This is a genomic window from Thermomicrobium sp. 4228-Ro (assembly GCF_026241205.1).
GTDB lineage: Bacteria > Chloroflexota > Chloroflexia > Thermomicrobiales > Thermomicrobiaceae > Thermomicrobium.
On record NZ_JAPFQM010000001.1, the window covers coordinates 1,790,219 to 1,808,452 of the forward strand.

Here is an 18,234-nt window from a genome sequence, read left to right on the forward strand (position 1 = left end):
GTAGTCTAGTGAGCGAGTAGGGCGTTCGGAAGCGGGCTGTCCAGGATAAAGGAAAGGAACCGCGCCTTTTTCACGTTCTGGAACGACCGGTGCGCCAATCGGCGAGGATCCGCTCGTCATGGAGAAAGGCGAGAGGCGGCAATGCATCGAGGATGAACCACTGGACAGCGTGGCTCTCCTCGCTCGGACGGATGTCACCGCCGACCGGATGTCCTTCGTAGACGACGAGCACGACCGGATGGCCGCGGTGCGAGTACACCCCGACGAGCCGGTCGAGCTCGACCGCAACGCCGGTTTCCTCGAAGACTTCTCTCTTCGCGGCATCCTCGAGTCGCTCACCGCGCTCGACGAATCCCGACGGGAAACTCCAGAGTCCGAGGCCCGGTTCGATCGCACGCTGTTGCAAGAGGATGCGGTCATCGCACACCACGATAACCGCCACGGCCACCTTCGGGTCACTGAAAAACGGCCGATCGCACCGTGGGCAGTAGGGTCGGAGGCGACCGGCGACCAGCCGAGGCTCGAGATCAGCTCGACAATAGGGACAGTGGCGGATATCCTCGTCGAAGTTCGGTGTCATCGCTCGCGTCGCCCTTCCGTGCAGAGATGCTGTGCCCGCTCGATGTCCTCGGGGGTGTCCAGGTCGAGCGGCATCGGTCGATGGCGAGCATCGTACTCGACGATCGCCTCAGCATACCTCGCCAGGACAGGGCGGGCACCAGTGTCGCCCACAAGTTCGGCCAGTTCGTCGAAAAGACGACGACTGATGAGCACAGGATTCCCCGGCCCGTCGGCGTAGCGCGGGCGAACGACGAGTGCGCCAGTTGTCGAAAAGAGCTCGATCAGACCATCGATCGTTGCTGGCTCGATGAAGGGCTGATCGCCGAGAATGAACACGGCCGCATCGCACTCCGGTGGAACAGCGGCGAGACCGACCCGGACCGACGAGCTCTGTCCCTCCTCCGGGTGTTCGTTGAGCACGGTCGTACAGCCGTGCGTGTCGAGTAACGCCAGGTGCTCGGCGACGGTCGGATTGATGACCAGGATAACCGGTGAGAGACGCGTTCGCCGAACTGCATCGATGACATGTTGGAGCGCAGGCTTCCCGCAGAGTTCGACCAGCTGTTTCGGCCGGCCTAAGCGCGTCGACAGTCCTGCTGCCAGTATGACGCCGGCGACGCGTGGCACGCTCCGATCTCTTTCCGCTGGCCGCAGACTCACTCGCCCGGGACTGGTGCTGGTTCTGACTTCGCCGGACGGAGCGGTTGGCCATAGCGACCGCGGCGAACCGCGATGATCTCGGCGAGTATACTCACCGCGATTTCGGCCGGTGTTTTCGCACCGATATCGATCCCGATCGGTGCGTGGATACGGGCGAGGTCTTGGTCGCTGAAACCGGCGCGGCGGAGGCGTTCCAGGCGCTGCTGACTGGTCTTCCGGCTGCCGATGGCGCCGATGTAGCCCGCCCGCGAGCGCAGCGCGACCTGGAGAGCCGGGTCTTCGAACTTCTCGTCGTGTGCCAGAACGACGATATCGGTCTGTGGCGTGATCTTGATCTGCGCGAGAGCCTCGTCGGGCCAGGCGACGATCAGCTGATCGGCATGCGGGAACCGCTCACGTGTGGCGAAGAACTCCCGTGCGTCGATCACGGTCGTTCGATAGCCGAGTTCCTTCGCCATCGCGACGAGCGGGATAGCGATATGGACAGCGCCGATCACGACGAGATGCCGTGGTGGTAAATGCGCCTCCAGGAACACCTCGACTTGACGGCCATCGGAGAGCGAATACGTCCGGATTCCAGCCTCACCGCTCTCGAACAATGCCTCGGCATCCGCTCGCACTGCTGCTTCGAGCTCTGCCGAGCCGAGCGTGCCGACCGTGCGACCGTCCTCGTAGATCAGAAGCTTTGCGCCGAGTGGCTCACCGCTGACGACCGTTGCGGTGACGACCGCCTCCTCCTCAGCGAGTGCATACCGGAGTGCTTCGAAGACCTCACCAGTCATGGCTTTCTCACCAACGGTTCCACGAAGACATCGATCGTCCCACCACAGCTGAGACCGACATCCCAGGCCTGTTCATCGGAGATGCCGTAGCGCACGAGACGCGGCTGCCCCGTCTCGAGCACTTCGAGAGCGACCTCGAAGACCGCGCCTTCGACGCAGCCGCCGCTGACCGATCCAGCCAGACGCCCGGAACGGGTGACTGCCATCTTGGCACCGACTGGGCGTGGCGACGAGCCGATCGCCCGGACGACCGTCGCCAGAGCGATCTCCTCACCTTCGTTCATCCACCGTTCGATTTCGGGCAGAATATCGCGCATCGTCGACCTCCATTCAGGCGGCTGAAGCCTCCGGAAGCACCGCGTGCTGGCGGCGGACAGGCCGCTTCTGGTCGATCCGACTCAAGTGTTTGGCGAGTGCTTCCAGGCTCGCAAAGTTGTGGATGGGCATGAAGTCATCGATGTACGGCAAGGCTGCCTGCATACCGCGCGTCAACGGCTCGTAGCGCGGCGAGCCGAGCAGCGGGTTGAGCCAGATCAAGCGGTAGCACGACCGTTGCAGGCGCGCCATTTCCCGCGCGAGGACATCCGGGTCGCCGCGGTCCCAGCCGTCGCTGATGATGAGGACGACAGCTCCGTTGCGGAGCACGCGTCGTGCCCACTCCTGGTTGAAGGTCTGGAGGGACTGACCGATACGCGTCCCACCGGACCAGTCTTGGACCTCCCGCGCCACGCGCCGCATCGCCTCGTCGATATCCTGATGCTTGAGCAGGCGAGTGACACGGGTGAGGCGCGTTCCGAAGACGAACGCTTCCACCTTGGCCATGCCGTTCTCGATGGCGTAGATGAACTGCAAGAGGATGCGGCTATACCGGTCCATCGAGCCGCTGACGTCGCAAATCACGACCAACTGGCGCGGCTTCGTCTTCGTCTCGCGCCGCGCGATCGTCAAGGGGACGCCGCCAGTCTGGAGCGAGCGCCGCATGGTTCGTCGCGGATCGATGAAGCGACCCTTAGGAGACGCGACCTTGCGGCGCGAGCGACGCCGGCCAATCTCCCACGTCAGCTGCTGCATGAAGCGGCGGATCTGCGCGAGCTCCTCCTCGGTGAAGTCCGCAAAATCCTTCTCGCGCAAGACTTCAGCCGGGCTGTAGCTGAAGGCATCGGTCAGCGACTCTTCGTCGCTCGCTTCACCTTCCTCTGCTTCCTCGATCGCTTCGACCGCTTCGAGCCGCCGGCCGCGTGCACCTTCGATCGTCTTCCCTTCAGTCTCCTCCGCCTCCTCGCCCTCTTCGGGAGCCAGCTCGATCAGATCATCGGGCTCGGCCTGCTGGAGAAGCCCGTCGTGCAACTCGGGCTTGGCTCGCCAGTACAGGTCGAACAGTCGGTCGAAGACTGGCATGTCGTCCTTGTGCGTGACGAGACACGCCCGCGCCGCTTCGCGGAACTCCTCGCGCCGGCTGATATCGATGTGCTCGATCGCGCGCACGAAGTCCATCGCCTGACCGGTCGTCGTCTTCACTCCGGCACGGCGCAGTAACCGCGCGAAGGCGAGTGCGCGCTGGGCGAAATTCATCGTCGCCGTCATCGTTCCCAACCTCTGTGAAGCCCGAATGGGCCGAGTGGTTCACTCCTGAGTCGCCGTAGCGACGAGTTCCTCGAGCCGCTTCTTGCGGATATGCTGGAGATCCTCCTGATGCTTGAGAATGGCGCCGAGTGTCGCTGACGCGATCTCGACGCTGAGCTGGCTCTGGTTGAGCGCCAGCAAGGCCGCGGCCCAGTCGAGCGTCTCGGCGACTCCAGGGAGCTTGTACAGGTCCTCGCGCCGCAGCGCCTGGATGAAACGGGCGACCTGCAGTGCCAGGCGTTCCGGAATCCCCGGAAGCTTGACGCGCAGGATCTCGAACTCCTTCTCCAAGGTCGGATAGTCGATCCAATGGTAGAGACAGCGTCGCTTCAGCGCGTCGTGGAGCTCTCGCGTCCGATTCGAGGTGATGATGACGTACGGTGGGTGCTCGGCACGGATCGTTCCGATCTCCGGGATCGTGATCTGGAAGTCCGAGAGGAGCTCCAGCAGGAAGGCCTCGAACTCCTCGTCGGCGCGGTCGATCTCGTCGATCAAGAGCACTGGTGGCTTGCCGCGATGCCGGATGGCCTTGAGGAGCGGCCGCTCGATCAGGAACTCCTCGCTGAAGATTTCGTGCATCGCGGTATCCCAGCCGACCTGCTGGTCCTCCAGCAACCGGATCGCCAGCATCTGGCGTGGATAGTTCCACTCGTAGACCGCATGGTTCACATCGAGGCCCTCGTAGCACTGGAGACGAATGAGGTCGGTGTCGAGCACCTGCGCTAGTACTTTGGCGACCTCCGTCTTGCCGACGCCTGCCTCCCCTTCCAGGAGCAACGGCTTCGGCAACCTCAGCGCCAGATAGATCGCGGTCGCCAGGCTGGTATCACACACGTATCGATGGGCAGCAAGAGCTCGCTGGACCGCCTCGACTGATGTCAGTTCGGTAATCGTCACGGTTCACCTCGACCCTTCTGACGTGCCGTTCAAGTAGTATACCAAAGTACTTCGTAACCGAAGTGGGGCGCGCCCGGGGATTTCCCGGGCGCGCCAGTGTTCCGGTAGTCGTGCACGATTCAGCCGTGGGCGCGCTGGACCGCCTGGGTGAGGGCCCGCTTGACGAAGACGCGTGTCAGGTGCGCCCGGTACTCCTCGCTGGCGAAGATGTCGCTGTTGAAAGACATACCGTCGCTTGCCAGCTGGCTGGCAGCCTCGATCGCTTCTGCCGTCGGTTCCTTCCCGACCAGCGCCTCTTCGACGTTCTGCCGTCGCACGGCGTACGGCCCGGCACCGGTCACGCCGACGCGTACTGCGCTCACCTTACCGTCTTCACCCAGTGTCACCACGGCGGCTACGCCGACGACCGCATAACCCGAGGCCGGGTTGGCGAATTTCTGGTACGACATCCCGGTGCGGGCCGGCGGCTTCGGAATCGCGATTTCAGTCAGGATCTCGTTCGGCTGCAGTGCGGTCGTAAAGAGATCGACGAAGAACTGATCGGCCGGGATCGTCCGCTCACCATTCGGGCCGACGGCCTTGATCTCGGCACCGAGTGCGAGTACCACCGCCGGGAGATCCGCAGCCGGGTCGGCGTGTGCCAGCGAACCACCGATCGTGCCCATGTTGCGGACCTGAAGGTCACCGATCACGTCGATCGCCTCCGGGAGGATCGGTAGCACGCGCTGCACGAGGTCCGATCGCTGGATATCGTCGTACCGGGTCATCGCACCGATCACGACTCGGTCACCGGCGTCCCGGATGCCAGTAAGTTCCGGAATGCGCGAAATGTCGATCAGAGCCGACGGCGTGGCCAGCCGGAGCTTCATGGCTGGAATCAAGCTGTGTCCGCCGGCCAGAAGCTTCGCATCAGGATTCTCGACCAGGAGCTTCAGTGCTTCCTGGACGGAGCCAGCTCGGTAATAGGTAAAGGTGCTCGGGTACATCGTCCGCTCCCCTTCCGTTCTCCTCAACGAGACTGGAGCGTTCCAGCCTCCGATCACTCTCGTCAACGCGACCGCTCGCGGATCGCTCGCCAGATCCGCTCCGGCGTCAAGGGCATGTCGATGTGGTCGATGCCGAAGGGCGCGAGCGCATCGATGACTGCATTGACGACGGCAGGCGTCGAGGCGATCGTGCCGGTTTCGCCAGCGCCCTTGATGCCCATCGGGTTGACCGGTGTCGGTGTGACCGTGCGATCGACCGTGAACGATGGCAGCATGCTCGCCTTAGGAATCGCGTAGTCCATCAAGGAGGCGCTCAATAGCTGCCCGTTCTCGTCGTAGGCAGCGAACTCGTACACGGCCTGTGCAAGTCCCTGCGCGATACCACCGTGCACCTGCCCATCGACGATCATGGGGTTGATCACATTCCCCACATCGTCGACGGCCACGTACTTCAGGAATTGGACTTTCCCGGTCTCGGGGTCGACCTCGACCACACAGATGTGACAACCGAACGGGAAGGTGTTGTTGATCGGATCGAAGAAATGCGTGGCTTCGAGTCCCGGCTCGATCTCGCGCGGTAGCTTCCAGGCGAGATACGCCTGCAGGGCGACCTCCTGGAACGTCATACCCCGATCCGGCGCACCCTTGACGAAGAACCGGCCGTTCTCGAAGGCCAGATCCTCGGGCGATACCTCAAGGAGATGGGCTGCGATCCGCTGCGCCTTCTCTTTGACCTTCCGGCACGCGTGAACGAGAGCAGCGCCACCGACTGCTGTGCTGCGGCTTCCGTAGGTGCCCATCCCGAACGGCACCATTTCAGTGTCGCCGTGCACGATCTCGACGTCCTCGAACGGGACACCCAGTTCGTCGGCGACCAGCTGCGCGAAAGTCGTTTCCTCGCCTTGCCCGTGCGGGTTGGAGCCGGTGAAGACGGTCACCTTGCCGGTCGGATGCACGCGCACCGTCGCGCTCTCCCAGAGCCCGCCCTGGAAGCCCATCGCACCTGCAGCCTGGGAGGGAGCCAGGCCGCACACTTCCACGTATGTCGAGAAGCCGATCCCGATGTACCGCCCTTGCTGGCGCAGCTCGGCTTGCTGCCGCCGGAGGTTCTGATAATCGACCAGCTCGAGCGCCTTGTCGAGCGTCGCTTCGTAATCGCCGCTGTCGTACTGGAGCCCGGTCGGGGTCGTATAGGGGAACTTGTCCTTCGGAATGAAGTTCTTGCGGCGAATCTCCGCCGGATCCATGCCGAGTTCACGGGCGAGGAGATCGATCATCCGCTCGAGCAGGTAGGTCGCTTCTGGTCGCCCAGCACCTCGATAGGCATCGGTCGGCGTGGTGTTCGTCAGCACGCCGTAGACGTCGCAGTGGACGACCGGGATGGCATACGCTCCTTGCAGCATCAAGCCGAACAGCCAGGTCGGAACACCGGGTGCTGCAGTGGAGAGGTACGCCCCCATGTTGGCGTAGGCACGGACTCGTACACCGGTGATCGTTCCATCGCGCTTGGCGGCGATATCGACGTACTGGATATGGTCACGCCCGTGAATCGTCGCGACGTAGTTCTCCTGACGGGTTTCGATCCACTTGATAGGTCGGCCGAGGTCCTTGCTGATCGCTGCCGCGATCATCTCACCGGCGTACATCGGGATCTTGCTGCCGAAGCCGCCACCCACATCGGTCGCGATGACGCGGATCTGCGTCTCCGGTAGGCCCGTAACCGCAGAGAGCAGCAACCGGTGCACGTGCGGGTTCTGGCTCGTGCACCAGATCGTCAGTTCACCGGTGCCGGGGTTGTAGGCTGCCAGGGCGCCTCGCGGCTCCATCGCGGTCGGGATCAGCCGGTGGTTGATCAAGCGGCGCGACACACGCACTTCGGCCGCGTTCCAGGCCGCCTCGAAGTCGCCAGCGTGCAACTTCCAGTGGAAGGCGAGGTTGTTGGGAACGTCATCGTAGAGTTGCGGAGCACCCGGCTCCAGGGCCTTCTCTTGGTCGACGACAGCTGGGAGCGGCTCGTACTCGACCTCGATCGCCTCGACTGCGTCCTGGGCGATGTACCGGTTTTCGGCGACAACGACTGCCACGGCATCGCCGACGTAGCGCACCTTGTCGACGGCGACAGCGCGATACGGCGGCACCTTGAGGTCGCTATCCGGAATCAGCCAGGCACACGGTACCGGGGCCAGCTTATCGACGAGATCCTGCCCGGTGTACACCGCGACCACTCCAGGCATCGCCCGTGCCTTGCTCGTATCGATCCGGACGATGCGAGCGTGGGCATGCGGACTTCGCTTGATCGCCATGACGAGCGTGCCAGGGAGCCGGATGTGATCCGTGAAATTCCCGCGACCGGTGATGAGTCGCGGATCCTCGCGTCGCTTGACTGCTGCGCCGAACAGTTTGGTGACAGCCATGGCTCCCTCCTTCGCTGCGAGGTGCCCGGAAGCCAGCCGCTCGACCCTTCGGTTCAGCTCCCGCTGCGCATCTTCTCAGCCGCGTATTGGATCGCTCGCACGATGTTCTGGTAACCGGTGCAGCGGCACAGGTTCCCCTCGATCGCGTGGCGGATTTCCTCTTCCGTCGGATTCGGGTTGCGCTGGAGGAAGTCGACTGCGGTCATGATCATGCCGGGCGTGCAGTACCCGCACTGCAGGCCGTGCTTTTCCCAGAACCCTTCCTGAACCGGGTGCAGCTGCCCGTCGCGGGCCAGCCCCTCGATCGTGGTGATTTCGGCCCCGTCGGCCTGCACCGCGAAGATCGTGCAGGACTTGACTGCCTTGCCGTTCATCAGGATGGTGCAAGCACCGCACTGGCTGGTGTCGCACCCGATATGCGTCCCAGTGAGGTTGAGTACGTCGCGGAGATAATGGACGAGCAAGAGTCGCGGTTCGACGTCGTGCGTGTAGGTCACGCCGTTGACGGTAACGGTGATCTGCATGCCCTCACTCCTTTCCGCTCACCTCGTGCGCATCCCACTCGCGAACGATCGCTACTGGCTCGCTCCCATATTGCGCTCGATACAGGAGAAAAACTGCTCGATCATCCGTTTGGCGACACCTCCCAGCATCCGCTGCGCAACACCGGCGAAGGGGCCACCCAGCTCGACATCACCTTCGTAGACGATTTCGGTCGTCTGCTCGTCGACAGCTCTCAGCTGGACCGAACCGTTCCCGCGGGCAAAGCCGGGCTTCCCCTGTCCCTCGATCGCCATCCGGTATGACTCGGGTGGATTGATATCGGAGAGCTGAACTTTCCCGGTGAAGGTACCCTTGACTGGACCGATCGCCACCGTCATCGCCATTTCGTACTGGTCCGGCGCGACCCGGTTGAGTTGCTCGACACCGGGTAGACAATTGGCGATAGCCTGTGGATCGGTCAGCTGGGAAAAGACCGCTTCGCGCGGCGCTCGAATCGTGTACGAACCTGAGATTTTCACCCTCGCTCCCTTCCCCTGTTCGGCCTCGCACGCACTACCCGCCACCTGTTCCGTCTTCGGTCCTATCAACCTCACGGACGAGTCATCGCTCCGGCATTGGCTTGATCGCAACGACTCGGCGGGTTCGTGGCATCCAACCTCATCATACGGCCGATCTTGAGCATGGTCAAGAGGTGTGTGGAGCGAGAGGAGGCGTGTTCCTGAAACCACCGGCAGTGGTGGGGGCATGCACAGAGTGGCTCACCAACCGAATGGGATATTGCGTCGCGGGCTGAGTGGCGGGTAGACCGGGTGTGTGAGGAAGTAGGAACAACGGTGCCAGAAGGCCTGCACCTCTTCGGGAACGAGGAAGCGGGTGAGGATAGCCCCGATGCGGGCACGATGGCGCAGCAGCCGCTCCAGGTCCCAAAGCAGATGGTGGGGAATCGGCTCGCCGCAGAAATCCCAGATCACTGTTCGGAGCTTGGGGTCGACATGGAACGTCAATCCGTGATCGATGCCCCAGATACGGCAATCGTAGCGGCCCTGGAACAGGTGACTGCCCTTGCGGTCGGCGTTATTGGTCACGAGATCGAACAGGGCGATGCGCTGAAGCTGATCGCGGAGCGCCCGGCCGCGCAGCGGCCGATCGTCCGGCTCGACATAGAGCTGCATGGTTCCGATGCCGTACGGTCCGTCGCGGATGACCGTGGGAGGGATGAATGCCCAGCCCAGTAGCCGGCTCAAGAGATAACTCGCGTATTCGCGCCGGTAGAGAGTGCCCGCGGGGAAGTCCCACAGTGGCGTTTCTCCCCGGGCTGGTTTGTAGATGCCGATGAGGTTCGGAACGAGGTCCTGCTCGAGCACGACCGCGAACGTGCCGTTGGTGCCCCACGGGACGAGGTCCATCTGCGCGATGGTCCCATGCCGCAAGGCACGGAGCAGTCTGCGAACGTGCTGTGGGCCGTGAGCTGTCGTGAGCCAGTAGCGGGTCGTTCGGCGATCGGTTCGTGGAGTCGTCATCGTTCGAGTGTCCGTGCGGTCTGGGATAACGACATCGCGCTGCACAACGATACCATATGCAGGTTTCTGGTTGCCGGACGCCGCGAACGAGTACGATTAGGCTTGCACGTCGGCCCTCGGCAACGCTGGTGGCCGCAGAGCGCGGTCGCGACGGCTACCCCGAGGTAGCGCGAAACAGATCGAACCGGAGCGGCAACGGTGCAGTCGATCGGCACGCAGGCGCTGATGAACATGGACAGGGAGGGGCGGTGGTGAAGGTCACGGTCGAGCGTCTGCCGCACAGTACGGTGCGACTCGACATCGCGGCGGACCAGGAAGAATTCGAAGAAGCAGTCGAGCGGGCGTTCCGGCGCATCAGTCAGCGGGTTCAGGTTCCGGGTTTCCGTCCTGGCCGCGCGCCACGACGGTTGGTCGAGCGCCGTGTTGGACGGGAATACATCATCGCCGAGGCGCAGCGCGAGCTGATGGATCGGCTGTACCGTGAAGCCTTGCAGCAGCACGACTTGGTCCCGGTTTCCGATCCGGAAGTGGAGGTCTACCAGGAAGAACCGCTCGCCTTCCGGGTCGAGGTACAGATCTATCCGCGCGCTGAACTCGATGGCTACCGGGACATCCGTGTGGAACCGCGCGAGGTCACGGTCGCCGAAGAGGAAATCGACGAGGTGATCGAGCAGCTGCGTCGCGGGCAAGCGATCTGGCGGGTGCCAGCTGAGCCGCGCCGGCCGCAAGATGGCGATCAGGTCGTGGTCGACATCGAAGCGTTCGAGGGTGACCAACCATTCCAGGAACCGCTGCGCAACGGGACGTTCGTGCTGGGCGAGAGCAATCTCTTCGCTGAGATCGATCAGGCCATTCGAAGCCTGCTGCCTGGCGAAGAGGCCGAGTTCGATATCACCTTTGCCGAGGATGACGAACGCATCAGTCCGGAGCTGCGCGGGAAAACGTTGCATTACAAGGTCAAGCTGCACGAAGTGAAAGAGCGCGAGCTTCCGGAACGCGACGACACGTTCGCGCAGTCGCTAGGCGCTGCGACGCTCGCCGAGCTGCGCGAACGGATCCGTCGCGACCTGTTGCGGCAGAAGGCCCAGGCGGCTCGGGCCGAGGTGCTCCAGACGGCGGTGGAGCGGTTGGTCGAAGTCGCCAAGCTGGAGCTTCCTCCAGCGCTGATCGATCGTCAGGTGGCGGCCGATATCGAGCGGCTGCGCGAGCGCCTGCGCCAGCAGGGGACGAGTTTGGAGGAGTACTTGCGCTTCCAAGGGAAGACGCTCGAGGAGTTCGCGCAGGAACTCCGACCGGAAGCGGAGGCCCGCTTGCGCCGGTACTTCGTCCTGGAGGCGTTCGCCGAGGCGGAGGGGATCCAGGTCAGCGAGGAGGAGCTGGAAGCGGAAATCGAGCGTTTGGCGACAGCGAGCGGTCGGCCTGACGAATACCGGGCCTTCTACAATGTCCCGTCGATCCGCAGCTATCTGGCAGACGAGCTGCACGAGCGCAAGGTCAGCGAACGACTGCTCGAGCTGGTGACGGAAGGCCGTGGTCCGGTCACCGGTGAAGCGGCGGCACTGCTCGCGGGTGGTGAAGGAGAGGAGTCCGGTGAAGCGCCGTCGAGCGAGCCGGGGGAGGAGCAACCGGTTGCCGATGCGCCGTTGGCCGAAGCGGAAGCCAGCGGGACCTCGTCGGAATCGACCGAACACGTTCTAGTCGAAGACAGCGAACGAGGGTGATCGTAGGAGGGACCATGGACCGAGACATCCGACCCGAACTCGTTATTCCGATGGTGATCGAAACGACCAGTCGCGGGGAGCGAGCATACGACATCTACTCGCGGCTGCTGCGCGATCGGATCGTCTTCCTCGGTACACCGATCGATGATCAGGTAGCCAACGCGGTGATCGCGCAGATGCTGTTCCTCGCTCACGAGAATCCGGAAGCGGATATCAAGCTCTACATCAACAGCCCGGGAGGGTTGGTCTACGCTGGGCTGGCGATCTACGATACGATGCAGATGATCGAGCCGGATGTCGCGACCTACTGCATCGGTCTCGGCGCGAGCATGGCTGCAGTGTTGCTCGCGGCCGGTGCGAAGGGGAAGCGCTTCGCGCTGCCGCACTCGCGCGTGCTCATTCACCAGGGTACGTCCGGCTTCCGCGGATCGGTACCCGATATCGAGATCCAAGCTCGGGAGACACTCAACCTTACCACCATGTTGACCGAGCTTTTGGCGTTCCACACCGGGCAGCCGTTCGAGCGTGTCAAGCGTGACACCGAGCGTGACTACTTCATGAGCGCGTACGAGGCGAAGGAATACGGTATCGTTGACCACGTGCTCGAGCCGGTGAAGCTACAGCGGACTTGATGGATCGAGGGTGGAGAAGGGGTACATGGGGATGACCACACGAGGGGGACGGGTCTTTTATCGGTGTTCGTTCTGCGGCAAGAGTCAGGAAGAGGTTCGCCGGCTCATCGCTGGCCCCAACGGGGTCTTCATTTGCGACGAGTGCGTCCAGCTGTGCCAAGAAATTATCCAGGAGGAGGCACCGCAGAAGCGCTCCGTCCCCGCACTCACCCAAATACCCACACCAAAGCAGCTCTACGAGCAGCTCAGCCAGTATGTGATCGGGCAGGATCGTGCCAAGAAGGTTCTTTCCGTTGCTGTCTACAACCACTACAAGCGCATCTTGCTCGGTGAGGAGAGTGACGTCGAACTGCAGAAGAGCAATATCCTGCTCATCGGACCGACCGGCAGTGGGAAAACTCTCCTGGCACAGACGCTGGCGAGGCTGCTCGACGTACCGTTTTCTATCTCGGACGCGACCACGTTGACCGAGGCTGGGTACGTCGGCGAGGATGTCGAGAACATTCTCTTGCGCCTGATCCAGGCAGCCGGCGGTGACATCCAGCGTGCGCAGATCGGCATCATCTACATCGATGAAATCGACAAGATCGCACGCAAGAGCGACAGCCCCTCGATCACGCGCGACGTCTCTGGTGAGGGCGTCCAGCAGGCGCTCCTGAAGATTCTCGAAGGGACGATCGCCAACGTGCCGCCACATGGCGGACGGAAACATCCGCATCAGGAATACATCCAGATCGACACGAAAAATATCTTGTTCATTTGCGGTGGCGCCTTCGAGGGACTCGACGAGATCGTGCGCCGTCGGATCGGTAAGGACTCGACGATCGGTTTCGGGAAGGCTGCTCGACAAGACGGGCGCGAGGAGAACGTGCTTCACCAGGTGATACCGGACGATCTCTTGAAGTTCGGCTTGATTCCAGAGTTCATCGGGCGGCTACCGGTCGTCGCGGCACTCGACCCCCTGACCCACGATGACCTCGTCCGGATTCTGGTCGAACCAAAGAATGCTTTGGTTAGGCAATATCAGAAGATGTTCGCACTGGACAACGTCGAGCTGATCTTCACCCCGGACGCCCTGCACGCAACAGCCGATCTCGCAGAACGTCGTGGCACTGGTGCGCGCGGCTTGCGCACGACGCTCGAGGAGGTGTTGTTAGACGTCATGTACGAGCTTCCGTCGATGCAGGGTGTTCGCAAGTGCGTGGTGACGGCCGATGTCATCTACCGGCGGCGACCTCCGCTCCTCTTGACGGCCAACGACGAGCCGGTGGCGTTTCAGTACGAGCAGAGTGCGTGAATCCCTACCGGATCGAGCGAGCGATGGACGACGGGCCGGGAGTTCCCGGCCCTCGCTCGTTTCTCGTTGTGCACTATTCCTTTTCAGACGACGATGTGGCGAGCGACGCTTCTCGTATTCCAGGATGTCCTGGAGATGTTCCCGATAGTGTTCGTACGTATCAGCCGCGACGAGCTCGCGAGTCAGTACCGGAGTGCGTTCGAGCAGTTCGAGCAATTTCTCGTGCGTCTTGAGGAAGCGATCCCAGACCTCGCGCAGAGACACGTGCTGGTTTCGACGGATGTCATCCTCGTTGAAGGCATCGATATCTTCGACCGTCGGTGGCTCGCGACCTTCCTCGAGTGCCTGGATACGTTGCATCAGGATGCGTTCCCATGTCGCGATATGAGCCATCATGTCCTTGAAGGAGTACGGGCCCCACGAACCGGTTTCGACGATCTCATGCTCGGTGAGGCTGCGCAGCGCATTGCGTAACTCCACCCAGGCGCTCTGGATCTCCTGCAGAATAGCCCGCCGTTCGTTGATATCGATCGCCACCGCTCACCCTCCCTGTACCTCTCGTCTCGACAGCGATGGTTCGTCCTCCCTTCGAGCCTACCATGACCGGCGAACGTGCGCTGGCTGTTTCGCACCTCGGTTTCGTGAGGAGCGCAGGTGTTTCGACGGCGATCGAGGGGGAAGACAAAAAATCCCGGGCCAGCTGGCCCGGGCGTCGATAGGTGGGTTCACTCACTCCGGCGCTGCATGCCACTGACCACGCTGATCCAGTACAAGAGGTTCAATACTGCAGCGACGAGACCGGCGACGTACGTCAATGCTGCGGCGTTGAGCACTTCTCGGTTCTGGTCGAGCTCAGTCCGGTCGACGATGCCCATGGTGGTGAGCGCGGCCAGCGCTCGCCGGCTGGCATCGAACTCGACCGGGAGCGTCAACAACGCGAAGAGTGTGCCGCTGGCAAAGAGTGCCACGCCGACCCACGCCAGCCCGGTGATCCCGACCAGGATCCCAGCGAGGATCATGATCCAGCCGAGATTGGTGCCGAGATTCACCACCGGTACGATGGCCGTTCGGAGTTGCAGAGGCACGTACCCCTGCTGGTGCTGGATGGCGTGTCCGGTTTCCTGGGCAGCGATCCCGAGCGCGGCGACCGACCGCGCATAGTAGACCGGCTCAGAAAGACGAACGACCCGGCGAAGCGGATCGTAGTGATCGGTGAGTTGCCCGGGCGTCACTTCCACTGGGATGTCGAAGAGCCCGTTGCGATCCAGGATCGCTCGCGCCACTTGTGCCCCGGACAATCCCAGCCGGTTCGGTATCTGACCATACTTGCCGACCGTCGATCGGACCCGCCACTGCGCGTAGAGCATCAGCAGCAGCGCCGGTGCGAGGAAGACGACATACATCGGATCGAAGTAGAACATCGCTTCACCCTCCGTTTCTCGATCGTTCCACACCCGAGCAGCCGTCTGGTCGCCGCGACCACTCGGGTGTGCAACGATCGATAGAAGTATGGCTTGCGTCTCTCGGTATCGTCGAGAGTTCTGAAGAGTGGAGGAGATCCGGTGTTTGACGAACTCGCGCCAGTCGAGACCATCATGCGCGGCCTCGTCGCGCAGCACGATGAGCGGTTTCCGAAAGTGGCGGGCGCGTTGCCCCTCTATCAGGTCATCGCCTACCACTTCGGTTGGGTGGACGAGACGTTTCGACCGACGAATGCCGCGAGCGGCAAGCGTTTTCGCCCACTTCTCTGCCTCCGTTGTTGTGTCGCTGCAGGTGGTGATCCGGCGCAGGCCGCATGGGTCGCGGCAGCGATCGAGCTGCTCCATAACTTCACGCTCATCCATGACGATATCCAAGACCGGAGCGAGACGAGACGGCACCGGCCGACCGTCTGGTGGTTGTGGGGAGACGCACAAGCGATCAACGCTGGTGACGCACTCTTCACTCTCAGCCAACTCGCCGCACTGGAGGCTGCTCGCCGTCTCGAGACTGATCGTGGTACCGAGCTCCTTCGACGCTTCAACGACACGACGCTCCGCATCGTCGAGGGACAGGTGCTCGATCTGAGTTTCGAAGGTCGAGAGGCGGTCGAGGCTGACGCATATCTCACCATGATCGAGCGAAAGACGGCTGCCCTGGTGGCGTTCGCTGCTTGGGCTGGGGCGACAATGGCTGGAGCCTCGCCGGAACAGGCGGAAGGGTTCCACGAGTTCGGGCGTCTGCTCGGGCTCGGCTTCCAGTTGCAGGACGATTATCTCGGTATCTGGGGTGATCCAGCGCTTACCGGTAAGCCGCACGGCGACGATCTCCGGCGACGCAAAAAGAGCCTCCCGATCGTCAATTTGCTCCAGCGAGCGAGTCCAGTTGACCGCCGGAGGGTGCAGGAACTCTGGGCAGGTCTTCGTGACCTGCCACCGGAGGCTGTCGATGAGATCCTGGCTTTGCTCGATCGATACGACGTGCAGGCAAGCGTACGAGCAGAAGTCCGGGACTACCACGAGGCAGCGAGCAGGCTCCTCGAGAAGCTCGTGCCGGACCCGGTCAGGGCGCGACCGCTTCAGGAATTGGTCGAGCGCCTGGTGATTCGGGAAGGTTAGGCGGGTGCCCCAGGCAAGAGCGACGGCTGGACAGTACCGGACTCTCGTTCCAGCAGTCGTAACGTCGCCTCGATGAGGCCGTACGAGCCGGTAACCATCATGTCACCGAACGGCGCTGCTTCGTACCAGCCGAGTGGCCGAGCGAGCGATCGGTTGGGGCCAGTAATCACGACGAAGGGGAACGGCGCAGCGTTACGGTAACCCTTCGTGAAGACTGCCCCGTGGCCACCGAGCGCGATGACCTGCTCATGCTGCAGCGTCCCTTCCTGCAGGGCATGAACGAGTTCGGCGAGCACGGCTGGAGTCACCCCACCGGTGTGGTGTTCGAACAGGCCATAGATCCGTGTCCCGCGGAGGGCAACAGCGAAGGTGTGCATGTTCCCGATGTTCACCACGACGGCGCCGTGCGTCTGCGCGGCAGTCCAGACGGTCGGATCGCAGAGTGCGCCGAGTACGGCAGCTGGTCCGGTGTCCATCAGCACGCACCCGGGAACCTGCTGTTGGACGCTCCGCATGCGGAGCAAGTATGGCGGAGGAGTTCGGTAGGCGAGCGCCCGCACATCGTTCGTCTGGGCCAGAAGGTCCTGCAAGAAGCGGTATCGGTACTCGTGTGCGTCCGTCCGCTCGTCGTACCCGTGGTCTTGCACGGCGATCGCCCAGATCGGTGGCAGCTCGATTTCGAACGCACGGAGCGCAGTTGCCAGTGCTGGGACATCGACATCACCGAGCCGGACGACCTCGGCACCGAGCGGCGGAAGCTCGGTAAGCACGATTCCGAGTGCCCGAACACGCTCCAGGTCGTTATGGAGCGTGCACGCGGCCTCGGGATGGGCCGTGACCGGAAGACCGGCTCTGAGATGCTCGCGGATAGCGTCGCTGCTGGCGCCACCACCCATCAGAAAGCCAGCCAGATGGAGCGGGGTGCCACGGGTCGTCACGGCGCGGATACGGGCGGCGACGACTTGTGTCGGCGCGGGAAGCACCAGCTTGACGAAGTTCTCCGGATTACACGCGGAGTCATACAGGACGATGTCCTGTGTTCCAGCCCCCACATCGATAGCGAGGATACGAATGGTCCGGTTCATCGTTTCGTCCCCCGGGGCGATACGGAGCGCGCTTCTTGGACGTACCGTCGCGGATGATCACACGGCCAGCGCGGATCATCGCCGCTGGCATCGAACTCCAGGAGGACGACCTCCGGCTGAGCGAAGAGGCGAAACGGGAGTTGTGTCTGTCCGATGCCCGAACTCACGTAGGCGAGCATGCCGCGTACCCAAAACCAGCCGCGCTGGAAACGCGCATGCGGCTTCCTCCTGATTTTATCGAGATACCACGCAGCGTCGAGCGGGTTGAGCCAGCGCGACCAGTTCAAGCGAACTTGCCCCCAGTGCGTGTGGCCGAAGAGACCGAGGTCGGCGCTTCCCACCGGGACTGCTTCGAGGACGGAAGGAGAATGGGCAAGCAGGAGGCGTGGACGCGTGTTCGACGGCCGGGTCAAGAGGGTGGTGTCGTGCAGGCCGCTATACGGGTCGTCCAGTGCGACGACTTCCAGTTGTCCACCATCAGGTAGGTGGACCTGAACGCATTCGTTCCGCAGCACCCGCACGCCGCGCTCCGCGAGCAAGCCAACGATCCTCTGAGCATTGTGCAATCCCTGTCGGTAATCGTGATTGCCCAGAACTGCGAAGACGGGCTGCAGGTCCCGCAGACCGTCGAAGACCGCCGTCTCGCTGATGTTGCCCTGGTCGAAGTAGTCGCCACCGAGGAGAACGAGGTGGGGGTGCCACGATCGGATGCGCGCGATCGCTTCGACCGTGTTTCGGGCGGAGGGGCCTGGACCTCCAACGTGGAAATCGGTGGCAAAGGCGATTCTCGTACCCTCTATGGACTCGAACGTTCTCGGAAGAGATACCCGGGCGTACCGCGTGCGGAGTGCATACGGCTCGAGCGTCGCTGTACCGGCGATGGTGAGGCTGGCAGCCGCCAGGCAACCGGCTACAATTCGCACTACACGGTAGCGTCGCGATACCATGCTGATCC

Annotated in this window: 18 protein-coding genes and 1 pseudogene; 4 read left to right on the forward strand and 15 right to left on the reverse strand. The window is 62.8% G+C overall.

Going from position 1 to position 18,234, the window contains the following annotated elements; all coding sequences use genetic code 11:
- Nucleotides 1-70: 70 nt before the first annotated feature.
- The 11 genes from OO015_RS08415 to OO015_RS08465 all read right to left on the reverse strand — a co-directional run bounded on the left by OO015_RS08415 (nucleotide 71) and on the right by OO015_RS08465 (nucleotide 9,947).
- Nucleotides 71-580, reverse strand: coding sequence for an NUDIX hydrolase (locus OO015_RS08415; RefSeq protein ID WP_265940784.1), 510 nt, complete (start codon nucleotides 578-580; stop codon nucleotides 71-73).
- Complete coding sequence (locus tag OO015_RS08420; RefSeq protein ID WP_265940785.1) at nucleotides 577-1,188, reverse strand: nucleotidyltransferase family protein; 612 nt, start codon at nucleotides 1,186-1,188, stop codon at nucleotides 577-579. The genes OO015_RS08415 and OO015_RS08420 overlap by 4 nt, the downstream gene beginning before the upstream one ends.
- A 29-nt stretch (nucleotides 1,189-1,217) precedes the next feature.
- Complete coding sequence (locus OO015_RS08425; protein WP_265940786.1) at nucleotides 1,218-2,003, reverse strand: XdhC family protein; 786 nt, start codon at nucleotides 2,001-2,003, stop codon at nucleotides 1,218-1,220.
- A complete protein-coding gene (locus OO015_RS08430; protein ID WP_265940787.1) occupies nucleotides 2,000-2,320 on the reverse strand; it encodes an XdhC family protein in 321 nt (106 codons plus the stop codon). Before OO015_RS08430 ends, OO015_RS08425 begins: the two co-directional genes overlap by 4 nt.
- A 13-nt stretch (nucleotides 2,321-2,333) precedes the next feature.
- The gene (locus OO015_RS08435; RefSeq protein ID WP_265940788.1) at nucleotides 2,334-3,587 is read right to left on the reverse strand and encodes a vWA domain-containing protein; all 1,254 of its coding nucleotides are present in this window, start codon (nucleotides 3,585-3,587) and stop codon (nucleotides 2,334-2,336) included.
- 39 nt (nucleotides 3,588-3,626) lie between these two features.
- Nucleotides 3,627-4,523, reverse strand: a complete 897-nt coding sequence (locus tag OO015_RS08440) for an AAA family ATPase (protein ID WP_265940789.1) — start codon at nucleotides 4,521-4,523, stop codon at nucleotides 3,627-3,629.
- 119 nt (nucleotides 4,524-4,642) lie between these two features.
- The gene (locus OO015_RS08445; RefSeq protein WP_265940790.1) at nucleotides 4,643-5,509 is read right to left on the reverse strand and encodes an FAD binding domain-containing protein; all 867 of its coding nucleotides are present in this window, start codon (nucleotides 5,507-5,509) and stop codon (nucleotides 4,643-4,645) included.
- 62 nt (nucleotides 5,510-5,571) lie between these two features.
- Nucleotides 5,572-7,923, reverse strand: coding sequence for a xanthine dehydrogenase family protein molybdopterin-binding subunit (locus OO015_RS08450; protein WP_265940791.1), 2,352 nt, complete (start codon nucleotides 7,921-7,923; stop codon nucleotides 5,572-5,574).
- A 53-nt stretch (nucleotides 7,924-7,976) separates the two neighbouring features.
- Complete coding sequence (locus OO015_RS08455; RefSeq protein WP_265940792.1) at nucleotides 7,977-8,447, reverse strand: (2Fe-2S)-binding protein; 471 nt, start codon at nucleotides 8,445-8,447, stop codon at nucleotides 7,977-7,979.
- Nucleotides 8,448-8,498: 51 nt separating this feature from the next.
- A complete protein-coding gene (locus tag OO015_RS08460) occupies nucleotides 8,499-8,945 on the reverse strand; it encodes an SRPBCC family protein (protein WP_265940793.1) in 447 nt (148 codons plus the stop codon).
- 240 nt (nucleotides 8,946-9,185) lie between these two features.
- Nucleotides 9,186-9,947, reverse strand: coding sequence for an SCO1664 family protein (locus OO015_RS08465; protein WP_265940794.1), 762 nt, complete (start codon nucleotides 9,945-9,947; stop codon nucleotides 9,186-9,188).
- 248 nt (nucleotides 9,948-10,195) lie between these two features.
- Between OO015_RS08465 and tig the strand changes: the two genes are divergently transcribed.
- From tig to clpX, 3 genes are read left to right on the forward strand one after another with little or no spacing between them, the layout of a single operon-like run.
- Nucleotides 10,196-11,668, forward strand: coding sequence for a trigger factor (tig, locus tag OO015_RS08470; RefSeq protein WP_265940795.1), 1,473 nt, complete (start codon nucleotides 10,196-10,198; stop codon nucleotides 11,666-11,668).
- Nucleotides 11,669-11,682: 14 nt separating this feature from the next.
- The gene (locus OO015_RS08475) at nucleotides 11,683-12,300 is read left to right on the forward strand and encodes an ATP-dependent Clp protease proteolytic subunit (protein WP_323053850.1); all 618 of its coding nucleotides are present in this window, start codon (nucleotides 11,683-11,685) and stop codon (nucleotides 12,298-12,300) included.
- Between the two features lie 31 nt (nucleotides 12,301-12,331).
- Nucleotides 12,332-13,597: an ATP-dependent Clp protease ATP-binding subunit ClpX gene (gene clpX, locus OO015_RS08480; protein ID WP_323053851.1), complete on the forward strand. Its 1,266-nt coding sequence runs from the start codon at nucleotides 12,332-12,334 to the stop codon at nucleotides 13,595-13,597.
- Nucleotides 13,598-13,819: 222 nt separating this feature from the next.
- Here clpX and OO015_RS14225 read toward each other — a convergent pair.
- Nucleotides 13,820-14,134, reverse strand: a pseudogene (locus OO015_RS14225) (hypothetical protein); the annotation flags it as partial.
- A gap of 188 nt (nucleotides 14,135-14,322) precedes the next feature.
- Entirely contained in the window at nucleotides 14,323-15,018 is a 696-nt protein-coding gene (locus OO015_RS08490) for a zinc metallopeptidase (RefSeq protein WP_265940798.1), read from the reverse strand.
- A 141-nt stretch (nucleotides 15,019-15,159) separates the two neighbouring features.
- On the opposite strand from OO015_RS08490, the gene OO015_RS08495 reads away from it, so the two are divergent.
- Entirely contained in the window at nucleotides 15,160-16,194 is a 1,035-nt protein-coding gene (locus tag OO015_RS08495; protein WP_265940799.1) for a polyprenyl synthetase family protein, read from the forward strand.
- Here OO015_RS08495 and OO015_RS08500 read toward each other — a convergent pair.
- A complete protein-coding gene (locus OO015_RS08500) occupies nucleotides 16,191-17,279 on the reverse strand; it encodes a DUF1786 domain-containing protein (RefSeq protein WP_265940800.1) in 1,089 nt (362 codons plus the stop codon). The two genes, OO015_RS08495 and OO015_RS08500, sit on opposite strands and share 4 nt — an antisense overlap.
- Nucleotides 17,276-18,226: a metallophosphoesterase gene (locus OO015_RS08505; protein WP_265940801.1), complete on the reverse strand. Its 951-nt coding sequence runs from the start codon at nucleotides 18,224-18,226 to the stop codon at nucleotides 17,276-17,278. Before OO015_RS08505 ends, OO015_RS08500 begins: the two co-directional genes overlap by 4 nt.
- Nucleotides 18,227-18,234: the final 8 nt, after the last annotated feature.